Below are 18,099 nucleotides of genomic sequence, written 5' to 3'. Positions count from 1 at the left end.
TGGATGGCCCTTCGCGGCGGCCCACGGAGCAATGCCGGAGTGAGGGCACACCGAGCCTAGGCGAGGTGCCGAGTGGTGGGGCAAAGCGTTTTTGGTTACTTTTGGCGCTCTTCCAAAAGTGACCCGCTGTAAGAGCGGAACCATAAGCCGTCGTTACGCCAAAAACGGATATACACACCAACCCACGCCCCTCTGAACAGATAATCAGAACACAGCATTACCGTCTTGCACGGGTCTTTTTTATGGGAAGTGATTCTTGACACTGACCAGTCAGCTTCTCTAGGATGCCGCTCATGCGCCGATTTAAACAGCTACTTGCGGGGCGCCAGGTGACTCATCCAGTCGCCGATAGAAGCCAGAAAAACACGGCTTCGAAATACCGCTAAAGCGCTGGTTCGGTGTTGCCTCTCACCTGCCATGCAGACTTTTGAGGCAGAGACACGACACGATGAACGCACCCAGTCCCCTTGTACGTCTTGCGCCGATCACGGCGAACCTAGTGCAGCGCAACCCGAAAATCCTCCTGGGCGGCACCCACCAGCCAACACTCTTGCGTTACCTTGACGGCTGGCCACGTCGCAACCACGGGCCTGCTGCTTTCCTGATCCAATTCGTCGAAGACGGTGAGTCACTGGCACGTTTTGCCAATGACAGCTTCGACCTGGCTGTCATCCAATCCCCAAGCGCAGAAGATGCTCCCGAAATGATCCGGCAATTGACCCGTGTCGCACGGCAGGGCTTGATCACGCGCCGCTGAGTTGAGAGTCACGGATACGCGATGTCGACGATATAAACCCGTTTCTCGCCTGTGGGTGTCTGGACGCTGACCTCCGCGTCCAAGGCCTTGCCGATCAGTGCCCGGGCCAACGGCGAGTCAATGCTGATCAGGTTCTGTTTCAGATCCAGCTCGTCCGGACCAACAATGCGATAGCGTGATTCCTTGCCGTCCTCATCTTCGACCGTGACCCAGGCGCCGAAATAAACCTTGTTTGGATCGCTGGGTTTTTCACTGACCACTTTGAGCGCCTCGAGGCGCTTGGTGAGGAAGCGCACGCGACTGTCGATTTCCCGCAGCATTTTCTTGCCGTAGGTGTATTCGGCATTTTCCGAGCGATCGCCCTGGGCCGCTGCCTCGCTGACTGCCTGGGTCACCTGGGGACGGCGCACATGCCACAGCTCATGGAATTCGGCGCGCATCCGCGCTTCACCCTCGGGGGTGATCAGCGCGGTGCCGGCGGTGCGGGGTGGGCGATAACGGCTCATGGCAACTTCTTGTGATAGCGAAGCCGGGAGTCTATCAACCCTCGCGCAATACTGTCAGCGGGCTGGCGTTGAGCGCCCGACGGGTGCCAAACACCCCGGCCGCGCCAATCAACAAGGCCCCCAACAGCGGCAATACCAACAGCCATGGATGCGGGTGCCAGGGCAGGTCGAAGGCGTACCGGTAAAGCACCAGGCTCACCAGCTCCGAACCCAGGGCCGCCAGCAGGCCGCTGACCGCCCCCAACAGGCCGAATTCGATGCGTCGGGCCTTGACCAGCAAGGGCCGTTCGGCGCCCAGTGCGCGCAACAGCGCACCTTGGCGAATCCGCTCGTCGAGGGTGGCCTGCAGGCCGGAGAACAGCACTGCCATCCCCGCCGCTAGCACGAACAACAGCACGTACTCCACGGCCAGGGTCACCTGGGCCAGGATGCTGCGCAGTTGTTCGAGCAGGGCTTCGACTTGCAGGATCGTCACCGCCGGGAAGGCCCGGGACAGGTCGACGATCTGTTGGTCGTGACCCGCCGCCAGGTAGAAGCTGGTGAGGTAGGTCGCCGGCAGGTCCTTCAATGTGCCGGGCTGGAAGATCATGAAGAAGTTGGGCTGGAAATTGTCCCAGTTGATTTCCCGCAGGCTGGTGACCTTCGCCTCACGGTTGACGCCCCCCACGCTGAAGACCAGGCGATCGCCCAGCTTGATCTTGAGGTTTTCGGCCACTTTGCCTTCCACCGAAACCCCCGGGACATCGTCCGGTGGCTGCTGCGGCCACCAGGTCCCGGCGGTGACGACGTTGTCCGCCGGCAGGTCCGCGGCCCAGGTCAGGCTCAGGTCGCGTTGCAGTGCCCGGTCCCCCGCCGAATCCTTGGTGACGAACTCCGTGGCCGGTTCGCCATTGATGCTGATCAGGCGCCCGGGTACCACGGGGTAGAGCGGGGCCGATTGCGCGGACAATTCCAGCAGCTTGTCGGTGAAGGCTTGCTTGTCGTTGGGCAGGATGTTGAGGGCGAAATAGTTCGGCGCATTCTTGGGCAACTGGTTTTGCCAGGTGTCCAGCAACTCGCCGCGCAGCAGCGCGATCAACGCCATCGACAACAGGATCAGGCCGAACGCCAGGGCCTGGCCGGCTGCCGCCAAGGGATGACGCAGCAATTGGCCGAGGCCCAGCCGCCAGGGCAGGGCGGCGCGGGCCAGCAGGCGACGCAGGCTCTGGAGCAACAGCAACAAGAGGCCGCCGAGGACCAGCGCGGCAATGACACCACCGCCCAACAGGGCGAAGGTCAGCACCAGGTCCAGGCTCAGGCGCCACATGATCAGGCCCAGGGCGCCCAGTGCGGCACCGTAGATCACCCAGGAGCTGGAGGGGATTGGCAGCATGTCCCGGCGCAGCACACGCAGCGGCGGCACTCGCCCCAGCGCAGCCAGTGGCGGCAAGGCGAACCCTGCCAACGCCACCAGCCCGGTACCGATACCAGCGATCGCCGGCAGCAGGCCGCCGGGCGGAACGGTGGTAGGCAGCAGGTCATGCAGCAGGGCGAACAGGCCCAATTGGGCGACCCAGCCGAGCAGGGCACCGCTGATGCTGGCGAGCAGGCCCAACACCGTCAATTGCAGGCTGAACAGCACCATGGTTTCCCGGCGGGACAGGCCCAGGCAGCGCAGCAGCGCGCTGGCGTCGAAGCGTCGGGTGGCGAAGCGGTTGGCCGAAAGCGCGACGGCCACACCGGACAGCAGCACCGCCACCAGGCTGGCCATGTTCAGGTAGCGCTCGGCCTTGCCCAGGGCGCCGCCGATCTGGCGGTTGCCGTCGCGGGCATCCTGCAGGCGCTGGTTGGGTTCAAGGCCAGGCTTGACCAGGTCGCGGTAGGTTTGCAGGGCCGGTGCCGGGCCGCGCCACAGGTCGCGATAGCTGACACGGCTGCCCGGTTGCACCACGCCGGTGGCCTCCAGGTCCTTGAGGTTGATCAGTACCCGCGGGGTGAGGCTGTAGAAGTTGCCGGCGCGATCCGGTTCATAGGTCAGCACCCGGGCCAGGCGCAGGGTCTGATTGCCGACGTCGATGCTGTCGCCGATCTTCAGGTCCAGTGCCGTCAGCAGCCGCGCCTCGACCCAGGCCTCGCCAGGGTTCGGACGTCCGCCGGTTTCTTCCGGCGCGAACGGGGCAGGGGTGCTTTTCAGCTCGCCGCGCAAGGGGTAGCGGTCATCGGCCGCCTTGACGCTGGACAGCTGGATGCCATTGTCGGTGGCCACGACACTGGAGAACTCCACCACCCGGGCATGTTCCAGGCCCAATTCGGTGCCGCTGCGGATCTGCTCCGGGCGGGCCGGCGAGCTGCCTTCGAGCAGCAGGTCGGCGCCGAGGAATTCGGTAGCACGCATCATCATGGCGCCGTTGAGGCGGGCACCGAAGTAGCCGATAGCGGTGCTCGCCGCCACCGCCACCAACAGGGCGAAGAACAACACCCGCAACTCACCGGCGCGGGCATCGCGAAGCAATTGACGGACAGCGAGGCTGAACAGGCGCAACAGCGGCAGACGTGCCATCAAGGCTCCAGGGGGGCGACCATCTCGCCGGCTTCAAGTCGGATCAGGCGCCGGCAGCGATGGGCCAGGCGTTCATCATGGGTGACCAGCACCAAAGTCGTACCGCGTTCCTTGTTCAGTTCGAACAGCAGGTCGCTGATGCGCTCGCCAGTGTGGCTGTCGAGGTTGCCGGTGGGTTCGTCGGCAAACAGCACGTCGGGCTCGGCGGCAAAGGCGCGGGCAATCGCCACTCGTTGCTGTTCGCCACCGGAGAGCTGGCGCGGCGAATGGGTCAGGCGCTGGCCCAGGCCGACGCGCTGCAACAGTTGCGTGGCGCGTTCGCGGGCATCCTTGCGGCCGTCCAGCTCCAGCGGCAACATGACGTTTTCCAGTGCATTGAGGCTGTCGAGCAACTGGAATGACTGGAAGACGAAACCGACATGCTCGGCGCGGATCCGCGCCCGCTGGTCTTCATCCAGCGCGCTGAGGGCCTGCCCGGCGAGCGTGACCTCGCCGCTGCTGGGCAGGTCGAGGCCGGCCAGCAGGCCCAGGAGGGTGGATTTGCCGGAACCGGACGCGCCGACGATGGCCAGGCTGTCGCCCTTGTTCAGTTCCAGGCTGAGTTCATGCAGGATGGTCAGTTCACCTTCCGCGCTGGCGACCACTTTGCTAAGGTCCGTCGCGGTGAGAATGCTTGAGCCCATGGAGAATCCGATGCGTGTGTGGTTTTTGAGTGCCGGCCTGGCCTTGATGTGCATGGTCCAGAACGCAGCGGCGGGTACAGTCCTGATCGTTGGCGATAGTATCAGCGCGGCTTTCGGCCTGGATACCCGGCAGGGGTGGGTGTCGTTGCTCGAACAACGGCTCAAGGCCGAGGGTTTTGACGATAAAGTGGTCAATGCCTCCATCAGCGGCGACACCAGCGCCGGAGGCCAGGCGCGGCTGCCGGCGCTGCTTGCAGCCCATAAACCGGACCTGGTGATCCTGGAACTGGGCGGCAACGATGGCTTGCGTGGACAACCGCCAACACAATTGCAACAAAACCTTGCAGCGATGATCGACAGCGCCCGCGCCAGCGGTGCGAAGGTACTTTTGCTGGGTATGCAATTGCCGCCCAACTACGGACGGCGCTACACCGATGCCTTCGCTCGGGTCTACAGCACCCTGGCCGAGGAGAAGAACGTCCCGCTGGTGCCGTTTTTCCTCAAGGATGTCGGTGGCATCCCGACCATGATGCAGAGTGACGGATTGCACCCGTCCGTCGCGGCCCAGGGCAAGTTGCTGGAAAATGTCTGGCCGACGCTGAAACCGCTGCTTTGACGCTTTTCTACCGGCGGGCTTTCGGCTAATGTGGCGCCCCCGATTTGGAGCCCCCGATGCCGCGTCCCGCCTGGTCCCTGTTTGCCTACCAACTGATCGAGCCTGACGAGCAGTTGGACCTGTTCGCCTGCCAGGAAGTACGGGTGCACCTGGTGACCCGGCAGTTGGAACTCGGTGGCTCGGCCGACCGGACCCTCTGCGGCAGCCTGCTGCCGGCCCAGCCGCGCTGGTCGAGCGTGGACCGCAAGATTTTCCAGGATCATCGCCTGTGCTCGCTGTGCCGGGCGATCCTGGAATCCCAGAAGCGCGGCACCTCGCCGATCTGGCCGGAGCTGCGGTTCGAACTTTAATCCCCCTGTTCCAGTGTGGGAGCGGGGGGGGGGGGGGGGGGGGGGGGGAGGGGGATATTATATGAAACAGACGGGGCGCGGTCGCGGGCAAGCCAGCGAGCGAGCTTGCTCGCGATGGCGGCGGCACATTCAATATTAATGCAAGCAGACGTGCCGCTATCGCGAGCAAGCTCGCTCCCACAGGACTTCATTCCAGTTCCCGGACATGCTGCGCATCGGACGCCCCTGTAGCGCTCTCCCCGAAATAACAGGTGGCAGTGTACAATCGCCGTTTTCATACCCCAGTTCGATCTGCGAAGGATTTCCCGGATGTTGCCGCGCTTGCCTGCCGTCGCCCGCTGCCTGTCTCTTGCCGCCCTGTGTATGGCGGGCCCCGTTGCCGCCCTGGAGCTGCCCCTGCCACCGCCGGGTGAAGACATCATCGGCCAGGTGCAGGTCATCAAGGCCAAATACGAAGACACCTTCGCCGACCTGGGCACCGCCTATGACCTGGGCTACAGCGAGATGGTCGCTGCCAACCCGGGGGTTGATCCGTGGTTGCCGGGCACTGGTACCGAGATCGTGTTGCCCACTCGCTTCATCCTGCCGCCGGGCCCGCGCGAGGGCATCGTGATCAACCTGGCCGAGTACCGTCTCTACTATTTCCCCAAGGGGCGGAACGTGGTCTATACCTTCCCGCTGGGGATTGGCCGTGAGGGCTGGGGCTCGCCAATCGCCCACACCAGTATCATCGCCAAGACCCCGAACCCGACCTGGACTCCACCCGCGTCGATCAAGGCCGAACACGCCGCCGACGGCGACCCGTTGCCGAATGTCGTGCCTGCCGGCCCTGATAACCCGCTGGGTCCTTTCAAGTTCACCCTGGGCACCCCGGGCTACCTGATCCACGGTTCGAACAAGAAGTTCGGCATCGGCATGCGGACCAGTCACGGTTGCTTCCGGATGTTCAACAACAACGTACTGGAGATGGCCGGCATGGTGCCGGTGGGTACGTCGGTGCGGATCATCAACGACCCCTACAAGCTGGGCTTGAGCGGCGGCAAGGTGTACCTGGAAGCGCATACACCGTTGGACGACAAGGGCAACCCGTCGGTGGTGGACAAGCACACCGCCGTCATCAACGCGATGCTCAAGCGCGAAGACATCACCAGCAACCTGCGCATGAACTGGGACGTGGTACGGGACGTGGTAGCGGCCGAAGATGGCCTGCCAGTGGAAATCGCAGTTCCAAATACCTCGGCACCGATGGTTTCGAGCGCGCCGATCGACCTGCAGCAGTAAAAACCCGAAAGCAACCCGCCGACGTTTCGCGATGTCGACGGGTTTTTTATCGCCTGGTAAAACACCAGTCAATAGCTCTTGAAGCCAAAAAAAAAGCCGACCCAAGAATGGGTCGGCTCGATAACAATCCCGAAGGACTATTACTTGCGGCTAGCTTTTTCCAGCATGCGCAGAGCACGCTCGTTAGCTTCGTCAGCAGTCTGTTGTGCTTTTTGAGCAGCAGCCAGAGCTTCATCAGCTTTACGGTAAGCTTCGTCTGCACGAGCCTGGGAGCGAGCTGCTGCGTCTTCGGTAGCGGTCAGACGTGCTTCGGTTTCTTTCGATGCGCTGCTGCAACCGGTAGCCAGAACTGCGGCCAGGGCCAGAGCAGAGAATTTCAGAACGTTGTTCATCGGTTTCCCCTTCAAGGACTTTCTATTAGTGACTGTCTCCCCAGACTGAGGAGTTAGCCGGCGTACATACTACCCATTACTTGTAGTAAGTAAACTGACGTAGCGCAAGAAGCAAAAAAATTGTAGGCGGTGATTCTTTTTCGAGCAACTTTTCTGGGGGTTGTTTAAAAAATATACAGACCAAAGCCCTTGCCCGGAGCGCGTCGACGAAAGAAAGTTCCGTGGCTGGGTGAACTCTCGCAGCCCTCGCTAACGTCGTTGTTTATTGATTCACCTACACTTTTGTACATTTTTTGCGCAGCGCTCCGGGCATCTTTATTGGTATTGGCGGTGACTTTAACTACGCGCGCTCGTCTCAAGACTCAACAACTGGCGATGTTCAGCTATTGCACCGTGACCGACTACAGCGCGACGATGGCGCTCAATCGATAAACCCGACCAGGTTCACCCCTTCGATGACAGCCGTGCCTTGAGCATTTGCGTCATTGGTGCCTACTATTCACGACGTGCTCGGGTTTGGGCGGATCGGTTTTGGCGCTCGGTGACCGGGAAGGCACGGGGTGGCGTAGAGGTTCCTTCGCCGGAAAAACATCGGTAAGGTAGGGGTCGGCATTCAGACCCGCGAGGAGTAGTGATGAGCGAGGCGGTTACCATCCACCATGACCAGGCTGGTCATCAGTTCGAGACCAATGTGGACGGTCATCGTGCCTATCTGACCTACATGGACCTGGGCAAGCAGACCCTGGACATCTATCGTACCTTCGTGCCCAACGCACTGCGCGGCAGGGGGATTGCAGCGAAGTTGACCGAAGAGGCGCTGAAGTACGCTGAAGAAATGGGCTACACGGTGATCCCGTCCTGCTCCTACGTGGAGCGCTACATGGAGCGTCACCAGCGGCACGCGGCGAAGCTCTGAGAAAACGGATTCCCAATAAAAAACGCCGGGCTGAGAAGCCCGGCGTTTTTTATTTCTGGTGGAGCAAAGGATCGCAGGCTTCGCCAGCTCCTACATACCGGCGTAGGAGCCGTGTAGGAGCTGTCGAGTGCAACGAGGCTGCGATCCTTTAGCCACGCTGCCGCTTAGGCAATACATCCTTGAGCTTGGCATGCATGCTGCGCAGGGTGTTCTCGGTCGCGCTCCAGTCGATGCAGGCATCGGTGATGGAGACGCCGTATTGCAAGTCGGCAAGGTCTTTCGGAATAGCCTGGCAGCCCCAGTTCAAATGGCTTTCGACCATCAGGCCGATAATCGACTGGTTGCCTTCCAGGATCTGGTTGGCCACGTTCTCCATCACCAGTGGTTGCAGCGCCGGGTCCTTGTTGGAGTTGGCGTGGCTGCAATCGACCATGATGTTCGGCTTGATCTTGGCTTTGTTCAGTGCCTGCTCGCACAGGGCAACGCTGACCGAATCGTAGTTCGGCTTGCCGTTGCCACCGCGCAGCACCACGTGACCGTAGGCGTTGCCCTTGGTGGTGACGATCGACACGCCACCTTCCTGGTTGATGCCCAGGAAACGATGCGGGCTGGAAACCGATTGCAAGGCGTTGATCGCCACGGTGAGGCCACCGTCGGTGCCGTTCTTGAAGCCTACCGCCGACGACAGGCCGGAGGCCATTTCGCGGTGGGTCTGGGATTCGGTGGTGCGCGCGCCGATGGCCGACCAGCTGATCAAGTCCTGCAGGTACTGCGGCGAGATCGGGTCGAGGGCTTCGGTGGCGGTGGGCAGGCCCATTTCCGCCAGGTCCAGCAGCAATTGGCGACCGATGTGCAGGCCGTCCTGGATCTTGAAGGAGTCATCCAGGTACGGGTCGTTGATCAGGCCTTTCCAGCCGACGGTGGTTCGAGGCTTCTCGAAATACACGCGCATGACCAGGTACAAGGTGTCGGACACTTCCGCGGCCAGCACCTTCAGGCGCTCGGCGTATTCGTGGGCGGCCTTGATGTCGTGGATCGAGCAGGGGCCGATGACCACGAACAGGCGATGGTCGGTGCCGTCCAGGATGTTGCGAATGACTTCCCGGCCCTTGGTCACGGTGCGCAGGGCAGCGTCGCTCAGGGGGATATCGCGCTTGAGCTGGTCAGGCGTGATGAGGGTCTCGTTGGAGGCGACGTTAAGGTCATTGATCGGTAAATCAGCCATCGTGTTACTCGTCAGGTCACGGGTGCCGGCCGCCAGCGATCCCCGCGCGGCGGTGCACAGCGGATTTTAAGCGCGTCGGGGAGCCGAACCTTATCGCGTTACGAGGCTGCTCGACAATGGGCTGGGCCCGGTTTAATTGTGGCAGGGGCGCTTGCTCCCACTGGATTCGTAGGAGCTGTCGAGCGAAGCGAGGCTGCGATCTTTCCACAGCCGATTGAGTCGAGAGCGAAAGCTCAAAAGATCGCAGGCTTCGCCAGCGCCTACAGAACCAGGCTGTGTAATGATGTGCACAGGCTTTTTACCAGGGGAGTTGCGACGATGCAGGCAGGCGCTAAACCACGGATCGGGATGATCGGCACCGGGGCGATTGGCGGGTTCTATGGTGTGATGCTGGCGCGTGCCGGTTTTGACGTGCACTTCCTGTTGCGCAGCGAATTTGCCGCCGTGGCCGAAGCCGGTTTGCGGATCGACAGCGCGGTCCACGGTGCGCTGGCCCTCCACCCGGTCCAGGCCTATCCCTCGGCAGCCGACATGCCGCCCTGCGACTGGCTGCTGGTCGGCGCCAAGACCACCAGCAATGCCGACCTGGCCCCGGCCATTGCCCAGGCGGCCGCTGATGGGGCCAAAGTCCTGCTGCTGCAGAACGGCCTGGATGTCGAGGACGATCTGCGGCCGTTGCTGCCCGATTCGTTGCACCTGCTGGGTGGCCTGTGCCTGATCTGCGTGCATCGCGTCGGCCCTGGCGTCGTCGCCCATCAGGCACTTGGCGCGGTCAACGTCGGTTATCACAGCGGTCCTTGTGTCGATCAGGCGCAACGCATGGCGATCGTCGAAGAAGCGACGACGATGTTCCGCAGCGCCGGTATCGAGGCCCAGGCCATGCCTGGCCTGCAACAGGCCCGCTGGCAGAAGCTGGTGTGGAATGTGCCGTACAACGGCCTTTCGGTTCTGCTGGGCGCCAGTACCACGCCGTTGATGGCCAACGACCATAGCCGCGAATTGATCCAGGCGCTGATGGGGGAGGTGGTTCGCGGTGCCCAAGCCTGCGGGCATCAGATCGCGCCGGGTTATGCCGAGTACCTGTTCGCGATGACCGAGAAGATGCCCGACTACTGGCCGAGCATGTACCACGATTATTCCCACAAGCGTGCGCTGGAACTGGACGCGATCTATGGCCGGCCATTGGCGGCGGCGAAAGCAGCAGGGTGTGAGCTGCCGAAAATCGAAGCCTTGTATCAGGCGTTGGCCTTCATGGATCGGAACAACCGCTGAGCGGGCGAAAGGGGGAGCGGCATGGCAAACAACATCGACGACAAATTGGTGCTGGCGATTTCGTCGCGGGCGCTGTTCGACCTGAGGGAAAGCCACAAGGTGTACCTGGCGAGTGGCGTCGAGGCCTATCGGCAATATCAGATCGAGCATGAAGACGAAGTCCTGGCTCCTGGCGACGCGTTCGCCCTCGTGCAGAAACTGCTGGACCTCAACGAGCACCTGGGGCGTGCCCGGGTCGAGGTGATCCTGGTCTCGCGCAACAGTGCCGACACCGGCCTTCGGGTGTTCAACTCGATTCATCACTATGGGCTGGCGATTTCACGCGCGGCCTTCGTTGGCGGCCGTAGCCCTTACCCGTACCTCAAGGCTTTCGGCTGCGATCTGTTTCTGTCCACTCACGCTGAAGACGTGCGCAGCGCCCTGGACGCCGGCTTTGCCGCGGCGACCATCCTGTCGGGTGGGGCCAGTCGCGCCGCCAGCGGGGAATTGCGCATAGCCTTCGACGGCGATGCCGTGCTGTTTTCCGATGAGTCGGAGCGTGTCTATCAGACCGGTGGTCTGGAGGCATTCCAGGCCAGCGAGCGACAGGCCGCCCGCGAGCCGCTGCGGGGCGGGCCGTTCAAGGGCTTCCTGGCGGCGCTCAATGCGCTGCAACGCGAGTTTCCCGAGGACGCCTGCCCCATCCGCACGGCGCTGGTGACGGCCCGTTCGGCACCGGCCCACGAGCGGGTCATCCGGACGTTGCGTGAATGGGACATCCGTCTGGATGAGTCGTTGTTTCTCGGCGGCCTGACCAAATCGGCCTTTCTGGAGGCCTTCGCCGCCGATGTGTTTTTCGATGACCAGACGGGCCATTGCGAACTGGCTCGGGAGGTGGTCGCCACCGGTCACGTGCCCCATGGCATCAGTAACGAAATAAAGCCCTGACGACCTCGGGGCCGGGACGTCAGGCCGCACGTCGCAGTCTCCAAGGCGCTGCTAAGCTGAATCAATCTCCGCCATTCTGGCACTCGAGGAGGTCACATGATTCGTTCGATGCTGTACGCCACAGACCTGGGTCTCTACGCCCCTTATGTGATGCAGCATGCCTTGGCGCTGGCACGGACGTTTGAAGCCGAGTTGTATGTGGTGCATGCGGTAGAACCGATGGGGCTGTTCGCCGAATCGGTGTTGCAAAGCTATCTCGACGAGCACGCGCTGAACGAATTCCATCGCCAAGGTCTGAGTACGGTGATGGCCAATATCGAACAGCGGGTGCTCGACAATTTCCGCGAGGAGTTGGGGGACGGGCAACAGGACTTGAAACTGATCAAATCGGTCAGGGTGTACCAGGGCGATCCTTCCCAGGTCATCCTGGAGCAGGCTGCGAAACTCTCCGTGGATTTGTTGATCGTGGGCAGTCATTGCCAAGGAGCGAGCGGTGAAACCCCCTTGGGCAGGACCGCTGCGCGGGTATTGCAGTTATCCCGGGTGCCGGTCTACCTGGTCCCCCTGGTGCAGCGCCGACGCCAGGGCGAGGCCTGAGGCTAAATGATGGCGTTTTATAAAAAGTTCTAGATTTATTGTCGTGACCTTCCATATAGTTATATACCGTCGCTGATGCCCGTGGCGTCCAACTGCTTTGAGGGATACATATGAAGCTTCAACAACTGCGCTACATCTGGGAAGTGGCGCACCACGACCTCAACGTTTCCGCTACTGCCCAAAGCCTCTACACGTCGCAACCCGGCATCAGCAAGCAGATCCGCCTGTTGGAAGATGAACTGGGCGTCGAAGTCTTCGCCCGCAGCGGCAAGCACTTGACCCGCGTGACCCCGGCGGGTGAGCGCATCATCACCACGGCAGGCGAGATCCTGCGCAAGGTCGAGAGCATCAAGCAGATCGCCCAGGAATTCTCCAACGAGAAAAAAGGCACCCTCTCGATCGCCACCACCCACACCCAGGCTCGTTATGCGCTGCCGCCGGTGATCAGCAATTTCATCAAGCAATACCCCGACGTGGCGCTGCACATGCACCAGGGGTCGCCGATGCAGATCGCCGAGATGGCGGCCGACGGCACGGTGGATTTCGCCATTGCCACCGAGGCCCTGGAGTTGTTCGGTGACCTGGTGATGATGCCGTGCTACCGCTGGAACCGCTGCGTGGTCGTGCCCCAGGGCCATCCGTTGACCAAGCTGCCGAAGCTCACCCTCGAAGCCCTGGCCGAATACCCGATCGTGACCTATGTATTCGGTTTCACCGGTCGTTCCAAACTCGACGAAGCCTTCAGCCACCGTGGCCTGACGCCAAAAGTGGTGTTCACCGCCGCCGACGCCGACGTGATCAAGACTTACGTTCGCCTGGGCCTGGGCGTGGGCATCGTCGCGAAGATGGCCGTCGATACCAAGCTCGACAGTGACCTGGTAGTACTGGACGCCAGCGAGTTGTTCGAATCCAGCGTGACCAAGATCGGTTTCCGTCGTGGCACGTTCCTGCGGGGTTTCATGTGCGATTTCATCGAGAAATTCGCGCCGCACCTGACCCGTGAAGTCATGGCCAAGGCCATCCAGTGCCACAACAAGCAGGAACTCGAAGAGTTGTTCGACGGTGTCGAGCTGCCGGTGCACTAAGGCCCTTCTAGATCGCCTCGGTGACAGCGAACTGTTGCCGGGCGCCCGCGACGACGATCTCCACTTCATCTCCTTCGGTCTTTCCCAGCAGGCCTCGGCCCAGCGGTGAGCGAGGGGTGATGACAGTGATCGGCTGGCCCACCAGCGAAACCTTCAAGCCTGCCGCATCGGGCCCCAGGAAGAGCCATTGCTGGCGACCGTCCTCATCTTCCAGGCCGATCAACGTGCCGACCTGAATGCCGCGCTCCTCGTCATAGGGCCTCAACGCCAGGTTCTGGCAGAGGGTGAGGGCCTGGCGGATTTCTTCCACGCGCCTGGCTTGTCCGGCGGCGAGGTAGGACGCCTCGAGGCCCAGGGTGTCGTATTTGTTCTCGGCGATGTTTTCTTCGTGGGTCGCGGTTTCGTAGGCGGTTTGCGCAGCGCGTTCGGCGATGTCCAGATCAATCTTGAGCTTGTCGAGGATCAACTGGTGGACGGTCTGTTTGTTCATATCATTCGCAGAATTGCAGGACATTGGCGCGGCTTTTTTCACTGGGAGCATTCTGGTCCTGCTGCAACCAGAACTGACACTTGGGGTTGGACAGGTTGCGCGGATTGCTCCTGGCCTGATCGAGCGCCTGGCGCTGCTCGTTCCTTTGCAGGTTCTGCTGGTACTGCTCGAACATGGGGGCGGGCGGTTCCGGGGCCGGCTGCAGCGCCGGCGGTTGCGCCAATTGATGGACGGCGGCGGCCACGGGCGCCAGTTGTTCGTCGAACAGGAACTTTGACAGCAGCCAGCCGGTCAGGACGATGGCGAGAAACCCCAACCATAGGCCCAAGGCAATACTAACAGTCAATTTCAAAGCGCTGAGACGTGGGGCTGGAGAGTGATCGGGCATGGCTGCTTCCTGGCAGGGGCATGGGCAGGCGGTGATTGTCGCATGAAGATTAATCGCCGTCGGCTCTTCTGCGCGATCGGTTTATTCGGGACAATCAGGCCTTTGTCACAGGGAGTCGAGAATGGCTGTGCGCTGGGATATTTTTTGCACCGTCGTCGATAACTATGGCGACATCGGTGTCACTTGGCGCCTGGCTCGGCAATTGGTGGCCGAGCACCAATGTGCGGTGCGGCTCTGGGTTGACGATCTACGCGCCTTCGAGCGGCTGTGTCCGGAAATCGATATCACCCTGTCCGAGCAATGGCAGCAGGGCGTACAGGTGCGCCACTGGCCTGCGGACTGGCCGGCTACCGAGGCCGCCGAGGTGGTGATCGCCGCTTTTGCCTGCCAGTTGCCGAGTGCCTACATGGAGGCGATGGCCGAGCGCCCGACCGCGCCCTTGTGGATGAACCTCGATTATCTGAGCGCCGAGGACTGGGTGATCGGTTGCCACGGCTTGCCGTCGGTCAAATACAAGCACGTGCAGAAATACTTCTTTTTTCCAGGCTTTCGGGAGGGAACCGGTGGCTTGCTGCGTGAGGCCGGTTTGCTGGAGCGTCGTCGGCAATTCCAGCAGGATGCCGAGGCTCAACGTATTTTCCTCCAGGGATTGGGCGTCGAGCGGGCGCCGGAGACTTGCCTGATCTCGCTGTTTGCCTATGAAAACGCAGGTTTGGCGAGCTGGTTTGACGCAATGGCAACCGATGCCCAGGCGTTCCATGTGCTGGTTCCCGAAGGGCGGGTGTTGGGCGATGTCGAGCGTTGGCTCGGTGTCCAAGGCCTGAAGGCCGGTGCGCTGCATCGACGCGACGCGCTGACGGTGCAGGTGCTGCCGTTCGTCCGCCAGGACCAGTACGACCATTTGTTGTGGTGCTGTGATTTCAATGCCGTGCGCGGCGAAGACTCCTTCGTGCGCGCCCAATGGGCCGGCCGGCCGCTGCTCTGGCATATCTACCAGCAGGAAGAGGACGTCCACCTGGAAAAGCTCGAGGCGTTTCTCACCCTCTACAATCAGGGGCTTTCGCCAGCCGCGCAAAAAGCGACCAGTGGTCTGTGGCGGGCCTGGAATGCCGGCCAGGACATGGCCGAACATTGGAAAGCCAGCCGTGAACAGCAGCCGGAACTGCTCGAACACGCCCAGGCGTGGTGTCTGGAACAGGCCTCGCGACCCGATCTTGCCGCAGCGCTGGTGAAGTTTTATGTAAATTGGATATGATACGCGGCCTAGATTTTTGTAAATCCCATCCAAATTCGGATATTCGCAATGAAAACTGGTAAAGAACTGAAACCCGGGACCGTGATCCGTCTCGAAAACGATCCTTGGCTGGTTCAGAAAGCTGAGTTCACCAAGTCGGGTCGTAACAGCGCGATCATGAAGACCAAGCTGAAGAACCTGCTGACCGGTTACAAGACCGAGATCGTCTACAGCGCCGACGACAAACTGGACGACGTGATCCTCGACCGCAAGGAAGCGACCCTGTCCTTCATCAGCGGCGACACCTACACGTTCATGGATACCACTGACTACACCATGTACGAGCTGAACGCCGAAGACATCGAAAGCGTTCTGCCGTTCATCGAAGAAGGCATGACCGACGTCTGCGAAGCCGTGTTCTTCGAAGAGCGCCTGGTTTCCGTAGAGCTGCCGACCACCATCGTGCGTCAGGTTGACTACACCGAAGGCTCCGCTCGCGGTGACACGTCCGGCAAGGTGATGAAGCCTGCCAAACTGAAGAACGGCACCGAGCTGTCGGTTGCTGACTTCATCGAAATCGGCGACATGATCGAGATCGATACCCGCGAAGGCGGTTCCTACAAAGGCCGCGCTAAATAAGCGAAGCCTTCTGTATAAAAAAGCCCGACCATTGAGTCGGGCTTTTTTATATCTTTATTTCGACCCGGCCCCTGTGGCGAGGGAGCTTGCTCCCGCTGGGCTGCGTAGCAGCCCCAACCCAGGCAACTCGGTCATTCAGTCATACCGCATTGACCCGATGACGACTGCTGCGCAGCCGAGCGGGAGCAAGCTCCCTCGCCACAAAAGCTTCGGCGTGCAGTCACTTCAGCTTCGGCGTGCAATTACTTCAAGTGCTGCTTGAGCTCTTCGGACACCTGCAACATCGCCGAACGCACCGCCGGCACCTGGCTGACCACGTTGAGCAAGCCATAGTCGTGGATCATGCCGTTGTACCGTACAGCTGTGACCGGGACACCGGCCGCGTCCAGCTTGCGAGCGTACGCTTCACCTTCGTCGCGCAACACGTCAGCCTCGGCGGTTTGCACCAGCGCGGGCGGCAAGCCCTTGAGTTGCGCGGTGGTTGCCCGCAATGGCGAGGCATAGATCTCGCCGCGTTGCCCGGCGTCGGTGGTGTAATTGTCCCAGAACCACTTCATCATGTTTTTGCTGAGGAAGTGTCCTTCGGCGAACTGGTTGTAGGACGCCGTCTCGAAGCTGGCGTCGGTCACCGGCCACAGCAATGCCTGGAAGCGGATCGCCGGTGTGCCTTTGTCCTTCGCCATCAAGGCTACGACCGCCGCCATGTTGCCGCCGACGCTGTTGCCCACCACGGCCAGGCGCTTGCCATCGACATTGATTTGCTTGCCATGCTCGGCGACCCACTTCGTCGCCGCATAGGCCTGGTTGATCGCCACTGGATAATGCGCCTCGGGTGAGGGCGTGTAGTTGACGAATACCGCGACAGCACCCGAACCCGCCACCAGATCCCGAACCAGTCGTTCATGGGTCGGGAAGTCGCCCAATACCCAGCCACCACCGTGGAAGAACATGAACACGGGCAACTCACCCTTGACCCCGGCTGGGCGAACGATGGTCAGGCTGATCGGCTGGCCATCGACCTGGATGGTCTTCTCGCTGACATCGGCCTTGGGCAAGGTCAGTTTGACTCCCGCCTGGGCACCCACCAATACGGCGCGGGCGTCCTTTGGCGACAGCTGTTCCAAGGGCTTGCCGGTGCCGGCATTCAGAGCGTCGAGAAACGCCTGGGTGTTGTGTTCGACGATGCCGTCGGCGAAGGCGCTGCTGACGCTGAGGGCGAGAAGAGTACCGGTCAAAACTTTGCTGAGCGTGTTCATGTGTATCTCCTTAAGTTCGGGTCCAGGGGGCTATGGTCAGACGGCGACATGCAGGCGCACATCGACGTTGCCGCGGGTGGCGTTGGAGTACGGGCAGACTTGGTGAGCCGCGTCCACCAGGCTTTGTGCGTCGGCTTGGTCCAGGCCCGGCAGGCTGATGTGCAGGTCGATGTCGAGGCCGAAACCGCCGGGGATCTGGCCAATACCGACATGGGCGGTGATCGAGGCGTCGTCCGGGATCTTGCGTTTGCTTTGGCCAGCCACGAATTTCAAGGCGCCGATGAAGCAGGCCGAATAGCCGGCGGCGAACAGCTGCTCAGGGTTGGTAGCCGCACCGCCTGCACCGCCGAGTTCCTTGGGTGTGGCGAGTTTGACGTCGAGGATGTTGTCGCTGGAGATCGCACGACCGTCACGGCCGCCAGTGGAAGTTGCGATTGCGGTGTAGAGAGTTTGCATGATGATCGCCTCGTTTCTGGGTAGGTATTTGCGCTAAATGTTTGCGCGCTAAGTAGGTATGGAGAGAATGTATAACGCTAATATTTTGTGCGCAAGATAAATTTTCGAGGCGAGATGGAATTGGCGATCTGAAAAAGTCTGAAAGCCTTTAGCTAGAGCGATTATTGAGCGTAAAAATTTTTTGAGGAGGGCAGGGTAGACAGGGCTGCCGCTATCGCGAGCAAGCTTGCTCCCACACTGGATCTGCGGTGAACACAAAATTCATGTCCGACACAAAACCCCTGTGGGAGCTTGCTCGCGATAGCGGTGGATCCGCACAGAGGATGTTGGATATGCCGCCGCTTTCGCGAGCAGGCTCGCTCCCACATTGGATCTGCGGTGAACACAAAATTCATGTCCGACACAAAACCCCTGTGGGAGCGAGCTTGCTCGCGATAGCGGTGGATCTGAACAGGGGATGTTGAATGTGCCGCCGCTTTCGCGAGCAGGC

At 61.2% G+C, this 18,099-nt stretch carries 20 protein-coding genes; 11 read left to right on the top strand and 9 right to left on the bottom strand.

Going from position 1 to position 18,099, the window contains the following annotated elements; all coding sequences use genetic code 11:
• The first annotated feature begins 448 nt into the window (after positions 1 to 448).
• A complete protein-coding gene (locus ACIPQ1_RS28550; RefSeq protein WP_053120460.1) occupies positions 449 to 757 on the top strand; it encodes a hypothetical protein in 309 nt (102 codons plus the stop codon).
• An 8-nt stretch (positions 758 to 765) separates the two neighbouring features.
• Here ACIPQ1_RS28550 and greB read toward each other — a convergent pair whose 3' ends face one another.
• From greB to ACIPQ1_RS28535, 3 genes are read right to left on the bottom strand one after another with little or no spacing between them, the layout of a single operon-like run.
• On the bottom strand, positions 766 to 1,263 hold the full coding sequence (gene greB, locus ACIPQ1_RS28545; protein WP_003199337.1) for a transcription elongation factor GreB: 498 nt from the start codon (positions 1,261 to 1,263) through the stop codon (positions 766 to 768).
• Between the two features lie 34 nt (positions 1,264 to 1,297).
• A complete protein-coding gene (locus ACIPQ1_RS28540) occupies positions 1,298 to 3,802 on the bottom strand; it encodes an ABC transporter permease (RefSeq protein WP_446535135.1) in 2,505 nt (834 codons plus the stop codon).
• Positions 3,802 to 4,485: an ABC transporter ATP-binding protein gene (locus ACIPQ1_RS28535; protein ID WP_060738553.1), complete on the bottom strand. Its 684-nt coding sequence runs from the start codon at positions 4,483 to 4,485 to the stop codon at positions 3,802 to 3,804. Before ACIPQ1_RS28535 ends, ACIPQ1_RS28540 begins: the two co-directional genes overlap by 1 nt.
• Positions 4,486 to 4,495: 10 nt before the next feature.
• On the opposite strand from ACIPQ1_RS28535, the gene ACIPQ1_RS28530 reads away from it, so the two are divergent.
• The 3 genes from ACIPQ1_RS28530 to ACIPQ1_RS28520 all read left to right on the top strand — a co-directional run bounded on the left by ACIPQ1_RS28530 (position 4,496) and on the right by ACIPQ1_RS28520 (position 6,732).
• Positions 4,496 to 5,101, top strand: a complete 606-nt coding sequence (locus tag ACIPQ1_RS28530) for an arylesterase (RefSeq protein ID WP_411386877.1) — start codon at positions 4,496 to 4,498, stop codon at positions 5,099 to 5,101.
• 56 nt (positions 5,102 to 5,157) lie between these two features.
• Positions 5,158 to 5,451 (top strand): hypothetical protein, encoded by a 294-nt coding sequence (locus ACIPQ1_RS28525; protein WP_003199347.1) that lies wholly within the window; start codon positions 5,158 to 5,160, stop codon positions 5,449 to 5,451.
• 309 nt (positions 5,452 to 5,760) lie between these two features.
• Entirely contained in the window at positions 5,761 to 6,732 is a 972-nt protein-coding gene (locus tag ACIPQ1_RS28520) for a L,D-transpeptidase family protein (RefSeq protein WP_186705363.1), read from the top strand.
• A 140-nt stretch (positions 6,733 to 6,872) separates the two neighbouring features.
• Here the strand turns inward: ACIPQ1_RS28520 and oprI are convergent, their stop codons facing one another.
• Positions 6,873 to 7,124 (bottom strand): outer membrane lipoprotei OprI, encoded by a 252-nt coding sequence (gene oprI, locus ACIPQ1_RS28515; RefSeq protein WP_003183784.1) that lies wholly within the window; start codon positions 7,122 to 7,124, stop codon positions 6,873 to 6,875.
• A 634-nt stretch (positions 7,125 to 7,758) separates the two neighbouring features.
• On the opposite strand from oprI, the gene ACIPQ1_RS28510 reads away from it, so the two are divergent.
• Positions 7,759 to 8,040, top strand: a complete 282-nt coding sequence (locus ACIPQ1_RS28510; protein WP_186705362.1) for a GNAT family N-acetyltransferase — start codon at positions 7,759 to 7,761, stop codon at positions 8,038 to 8,040.
• Between the two features lie 148 nt (positions 8,041 to 8,188).
• On the opposite strand, the gene ACIPQ1_RS28505 is transcribed toward ACIPQ1_RS28510, so the two are convergent.
• Complete coding sequence (locus ACIPQ1_RS28505; RefSeq protein WP_003199364.1) at positions 8,189 to 9,265, bottom strand: 3-deoxy-7-phosphoheptulonate synthase; 1,077 nt, start codon at positions 9,263 to 9,265, stop codon at positions 8,189 to 8,191.
• A gap of 318 nt (positions 9,266 to 9,583) precedes the next feature.
• Between ACIPQ1_RS28505 and ACIPQ1_RS28500 the strand changes: the two genes are divergently transcribed.
• From ACIPQ1_RS28500 to cysB, 4 genes are all read left to right on the top strand, one after another.
• The gene (locus tag ACIPQ1_RS28500; protein WP_250962370.1) at positions 9,584 to 10,537 is read left to right on the top strand and encodes a putative 2-dehydropantoate 2-reductase; all 954 of its coding nucleotides are present in this window, start codon (positions 9,584 to 9,586) and stop codon (positions 10,535 to 10,537) included.
• A 21-nt stretch (positions 10,538 to 10,558) separates the two neighbouring features.
• Positions 10,559 to 11,464, top strand: a complete 906-nt coding sequence (locus ACIPQ1_RS28495) for a 5'-nucleotidase (protein WP_250962369.1) — start codon at positions 10,559 to 10,561, stop codon at positions 11,462 to 11,464.
• 96 nt (positions 11,465 to 11,560) lie between these two features.
• The gene (locus tag ACIPQ1_RS28490) at positions 11,561 to 12,061 is read left to right on the top strand and encodes a universal stress protein (protein WP_250962368.1); all 501 of its coding nucleotides are present in this window, start codon (positions 11,561 to 11,563) and stop codon (positions 12,059 to 12,061) included.
• A gap of 110 nt (positions 12,062 to 12,171) precedes the next feature.
• Entirely contained in the window at positions 12,172 to 13,146 is a 975-nt protein-coding gene (cysB, locus tag ACIPQ1_RS28485; RefSeq protein ID WP_003199376.1) for an HTH-type transcriptional regulator CysB, read from the top strand.
• Between the two features lie 7 nt (positions 13,147 to 13,153).
• Here the strand turns inward: cysB and ACIPQ1_RS28480 are convergent, their stop codons facing one another.
• Complete coding sequence (locus ACIPQ1_RS28480; protein WP_250962367.1) at positions 13,154 to 13,636, bottom strand: GreA/GreB family elongation factor; 483 nt, start codon at positions 13,634 to 13,636, stop codon at positions 13,154 to 13,156.
• A gap of 1 nt (position 13,637) precedes the next feature.
• On the bottom strand, positions 13,638 to 14,024 hold the full coding sequence (locus ACIPQ1_RS28475; protein WP_411386878.1) for a hypothetical protein: 387 nt from the start codon (positions 14,022 to 14,024) through the stop codon (positions 13,638 to 13,640).
• A gap of 121 nt (positions 14,025 to 14,145) precedes the next feature.
• On the opposite strand from ACIPQ1_RS28475, the gene earP reads away from it, so the two are divergent.
• Positions 14,146 to 15,279: an elongation factor P maturation arginine rhamnosyltransferase EarP gene (gene earP, locus ACIPQ1_RS28470; protein WP_446535134.1), complete on the top strand. Its 1,134-nt coding sequence runs from the start codon at positions 14,146 to 14,148 to the stop codon at positions 15,277 to 15,279.
• Positions 15,280 to 15,327: 48 nt separating this feature from the next.
• Positions 15,328 to 15,897: an elongation factor P gene (locus ACIPQ1_RS28465; RefSeq protein WP_003199385.1), complete on the top strand. Its 570-nt coding sequence runs from the start codon at positions 15,328 to 15,330 to the stop codon at positions 15,895 to 15,897.
• 242 nt (positions 15,898 to 16,139) lie between these two features.
• Here ACIPQ1_RS28465 and ACIPQ1_RS28460 read toward each other — a convergent pair whose 3' ends face one another.
• Both ACIPQ1_RS28460 and ACIPQ1_RS28455 read right to left on the bottom strand, forming a co-directional pair.
• Positions 16,140 to 17,153, bottom strand: coding sequence for an alpha/beta hydrolase (locus tag ACIPQ1_RS28460; RefSeq protein ID WP_250962364.1), 1,014 nt, complete (start codon positions 17,151 to 17,153; stop codon positions 16,140 to 16,142).
• Between the two features lie 36 nt (positions 17,154 to 17,189).
• The gene (locus ACIPQ1_RS28455; RefSeq protein ID WP_186728124.1) at positions 17,190 to 17,609 is read right to left on the bottom strand and encodes an organic hydroperoxide resistance protein; all 420 of its coding nucleotides are present in this window, start codon (positions 17,607 to 17,609) and stop codon (positions 17,190 to 17,192) included.
• Positions 17,610 to 18,099 lie beyond the last annotated feature (490 nt).

The organism is Pseudomonas sp. LARHCG127, from assembly GCF_052871455.1.
Note: the sequence above shows the minus strand (reverse complement) of the source record. Positions and strands in the feature narration are given on the sequence as shown.

Bases quoted from the DNA above. Each gene is read 5' to 3' on its own strand.
- ACIPQ1_RS28550 (WP_053120460.1), top strand. From the start codon at position 449: ATGAACGCACCCAGTCCCCTTGTACGTCTTGCGCCGATCACGGCGAAC.
- greB (WP_003199337.1), bottom strand. From the start codon at position 1,263: ATGAGCCGTTATCGCCCACCCCGCACCGCCGGCACCGCGCTGATCACC.
- ACIPQ1_RS28540 (WP_446535135.1), bottom strand. From the start codon at position 3,802: ATGGCACGTCTGCCGCTGTTGCGCCTGTTCAGCCTCGCTGTCCGTCAA.
- ACIPQ1_RS28535 (WP_060738553.1), bottom strand. From the start codon at position 4,485: ATGGGCTCAAGCATTCTCACCGCGACGGACCTTAGCAAAGTGGTCGCC.
- ACIPQ1_RS28530 (WP_411386877.1), top strand. From the start codon at position 4,496: ATGCGTGTGTGGTTTTTGAGTGCCGGCCTGGCCTTGATGTGCATGGTC.
- ACIPQ1_RS28525 (WP_003199347.1), top strand. From the start codon at position 5,158: ATGCCGCGTCCCGCCTGGTCCCTGTTTGCCTACCAACTGATCGAGCCT.
- ACIPQ1_RS28520 (WP_186705363.1), top strand. From the start codon at position 5,761: ATGTTGCCGCGCTTGCCTGCCGTCGCCCGCTGCCTGTCTCTTGCCGCC.
- oprI (WP_003183784.1), bottom strand. From the start codon at position 7,124: ATGAACAACGTTCTGAAATTCTCTGCTCTGGCCCTGGCCGCAGTTCTG.
- ACIPQ1_RS28510 (WP_186705362.1), top strand. From the start codon at position 7,759: ATGAGCGAGGCGGTTACCATCCACCATGACCAGGCTGGTCATCAGTTC.
- ACIPQ1_RS28505 (WP_003199364.1), bottom strand. From the start codon at position 9,265: ATGGCTGATTTACCGATCAATGACCTTAACGTCGCCTCCAACGAGACC.
- ACIPQ1_RS28500 (WP_250962370.1), top strand. From the start codon at position 9,584: ATGCAGGCAGGCGCTAAACCACGGATCGGGATGATCGGCACCGGGGCG.
- ACIPQ1_RS28495 (WP_250962369.1), top strand. From the start codon at position 10,559: ATGGCAAACAACATCGACGACAAATTGGTGCTGGCGATTTCGTCGCGG.
- ACIPQ1_RS28490 (WP_250962368.1), top strand. From the start codon at position 11,561: ATGATTCGTTCGATGCTGTACGCCACAGACCTGGGTCTCTACGCCCCT.
- cysB (WP_003199376.1), top strand. From the start codon at position 12,172: ATGAAGCTTCAACAACTGCGCTACATCTGGGAAGTGGCGCACCACGAC.
- ACIPQ1_RS28480 (WP_250962367.1), bottom strand. From the start codon at position 13,636: ATGAACAAACAGACCGTCCACCAGTTGATCCTCGACAAGCTCAAGATT.
- ACIPQ1_RS28475 (WP_411386878.1), bottom strand. From the start codon at position 14,024: ATGCCCGATCACTCTCCAGCCCCACGTCTCAGCGCTTTGAAATTGACT.
- earP (WP_446535134.1), top strand. From the start codon at position 14,146: ATGGCTGTGCGCTGGGATATTTTTTGCACCGTCGTCGATAACTATGGC.
- ACIPQ1_RS28465 (WP_003199385.1), top strand. From the start codon at position 15,328: ATGAAAACTGGTAAAGAACTGAAACCCGGGACCGTGATCCGTCTCGAA.
- ACIPQ1_RS28460 (WP_250962364.1), bottom strand. From the start codon at position 17,153: ATGAACACGCTCAGCAAAGTTTTGACCGGTACTCTTCTCGCCCTCAGC.
- ACIPQ1_RS28455 (WP_186728124.1), bottom strand. From the start codon at position 17,609: ATGCAAACTCTCTACACCGCAATCGCAACTTCCACTGGCGGCCGTGAC.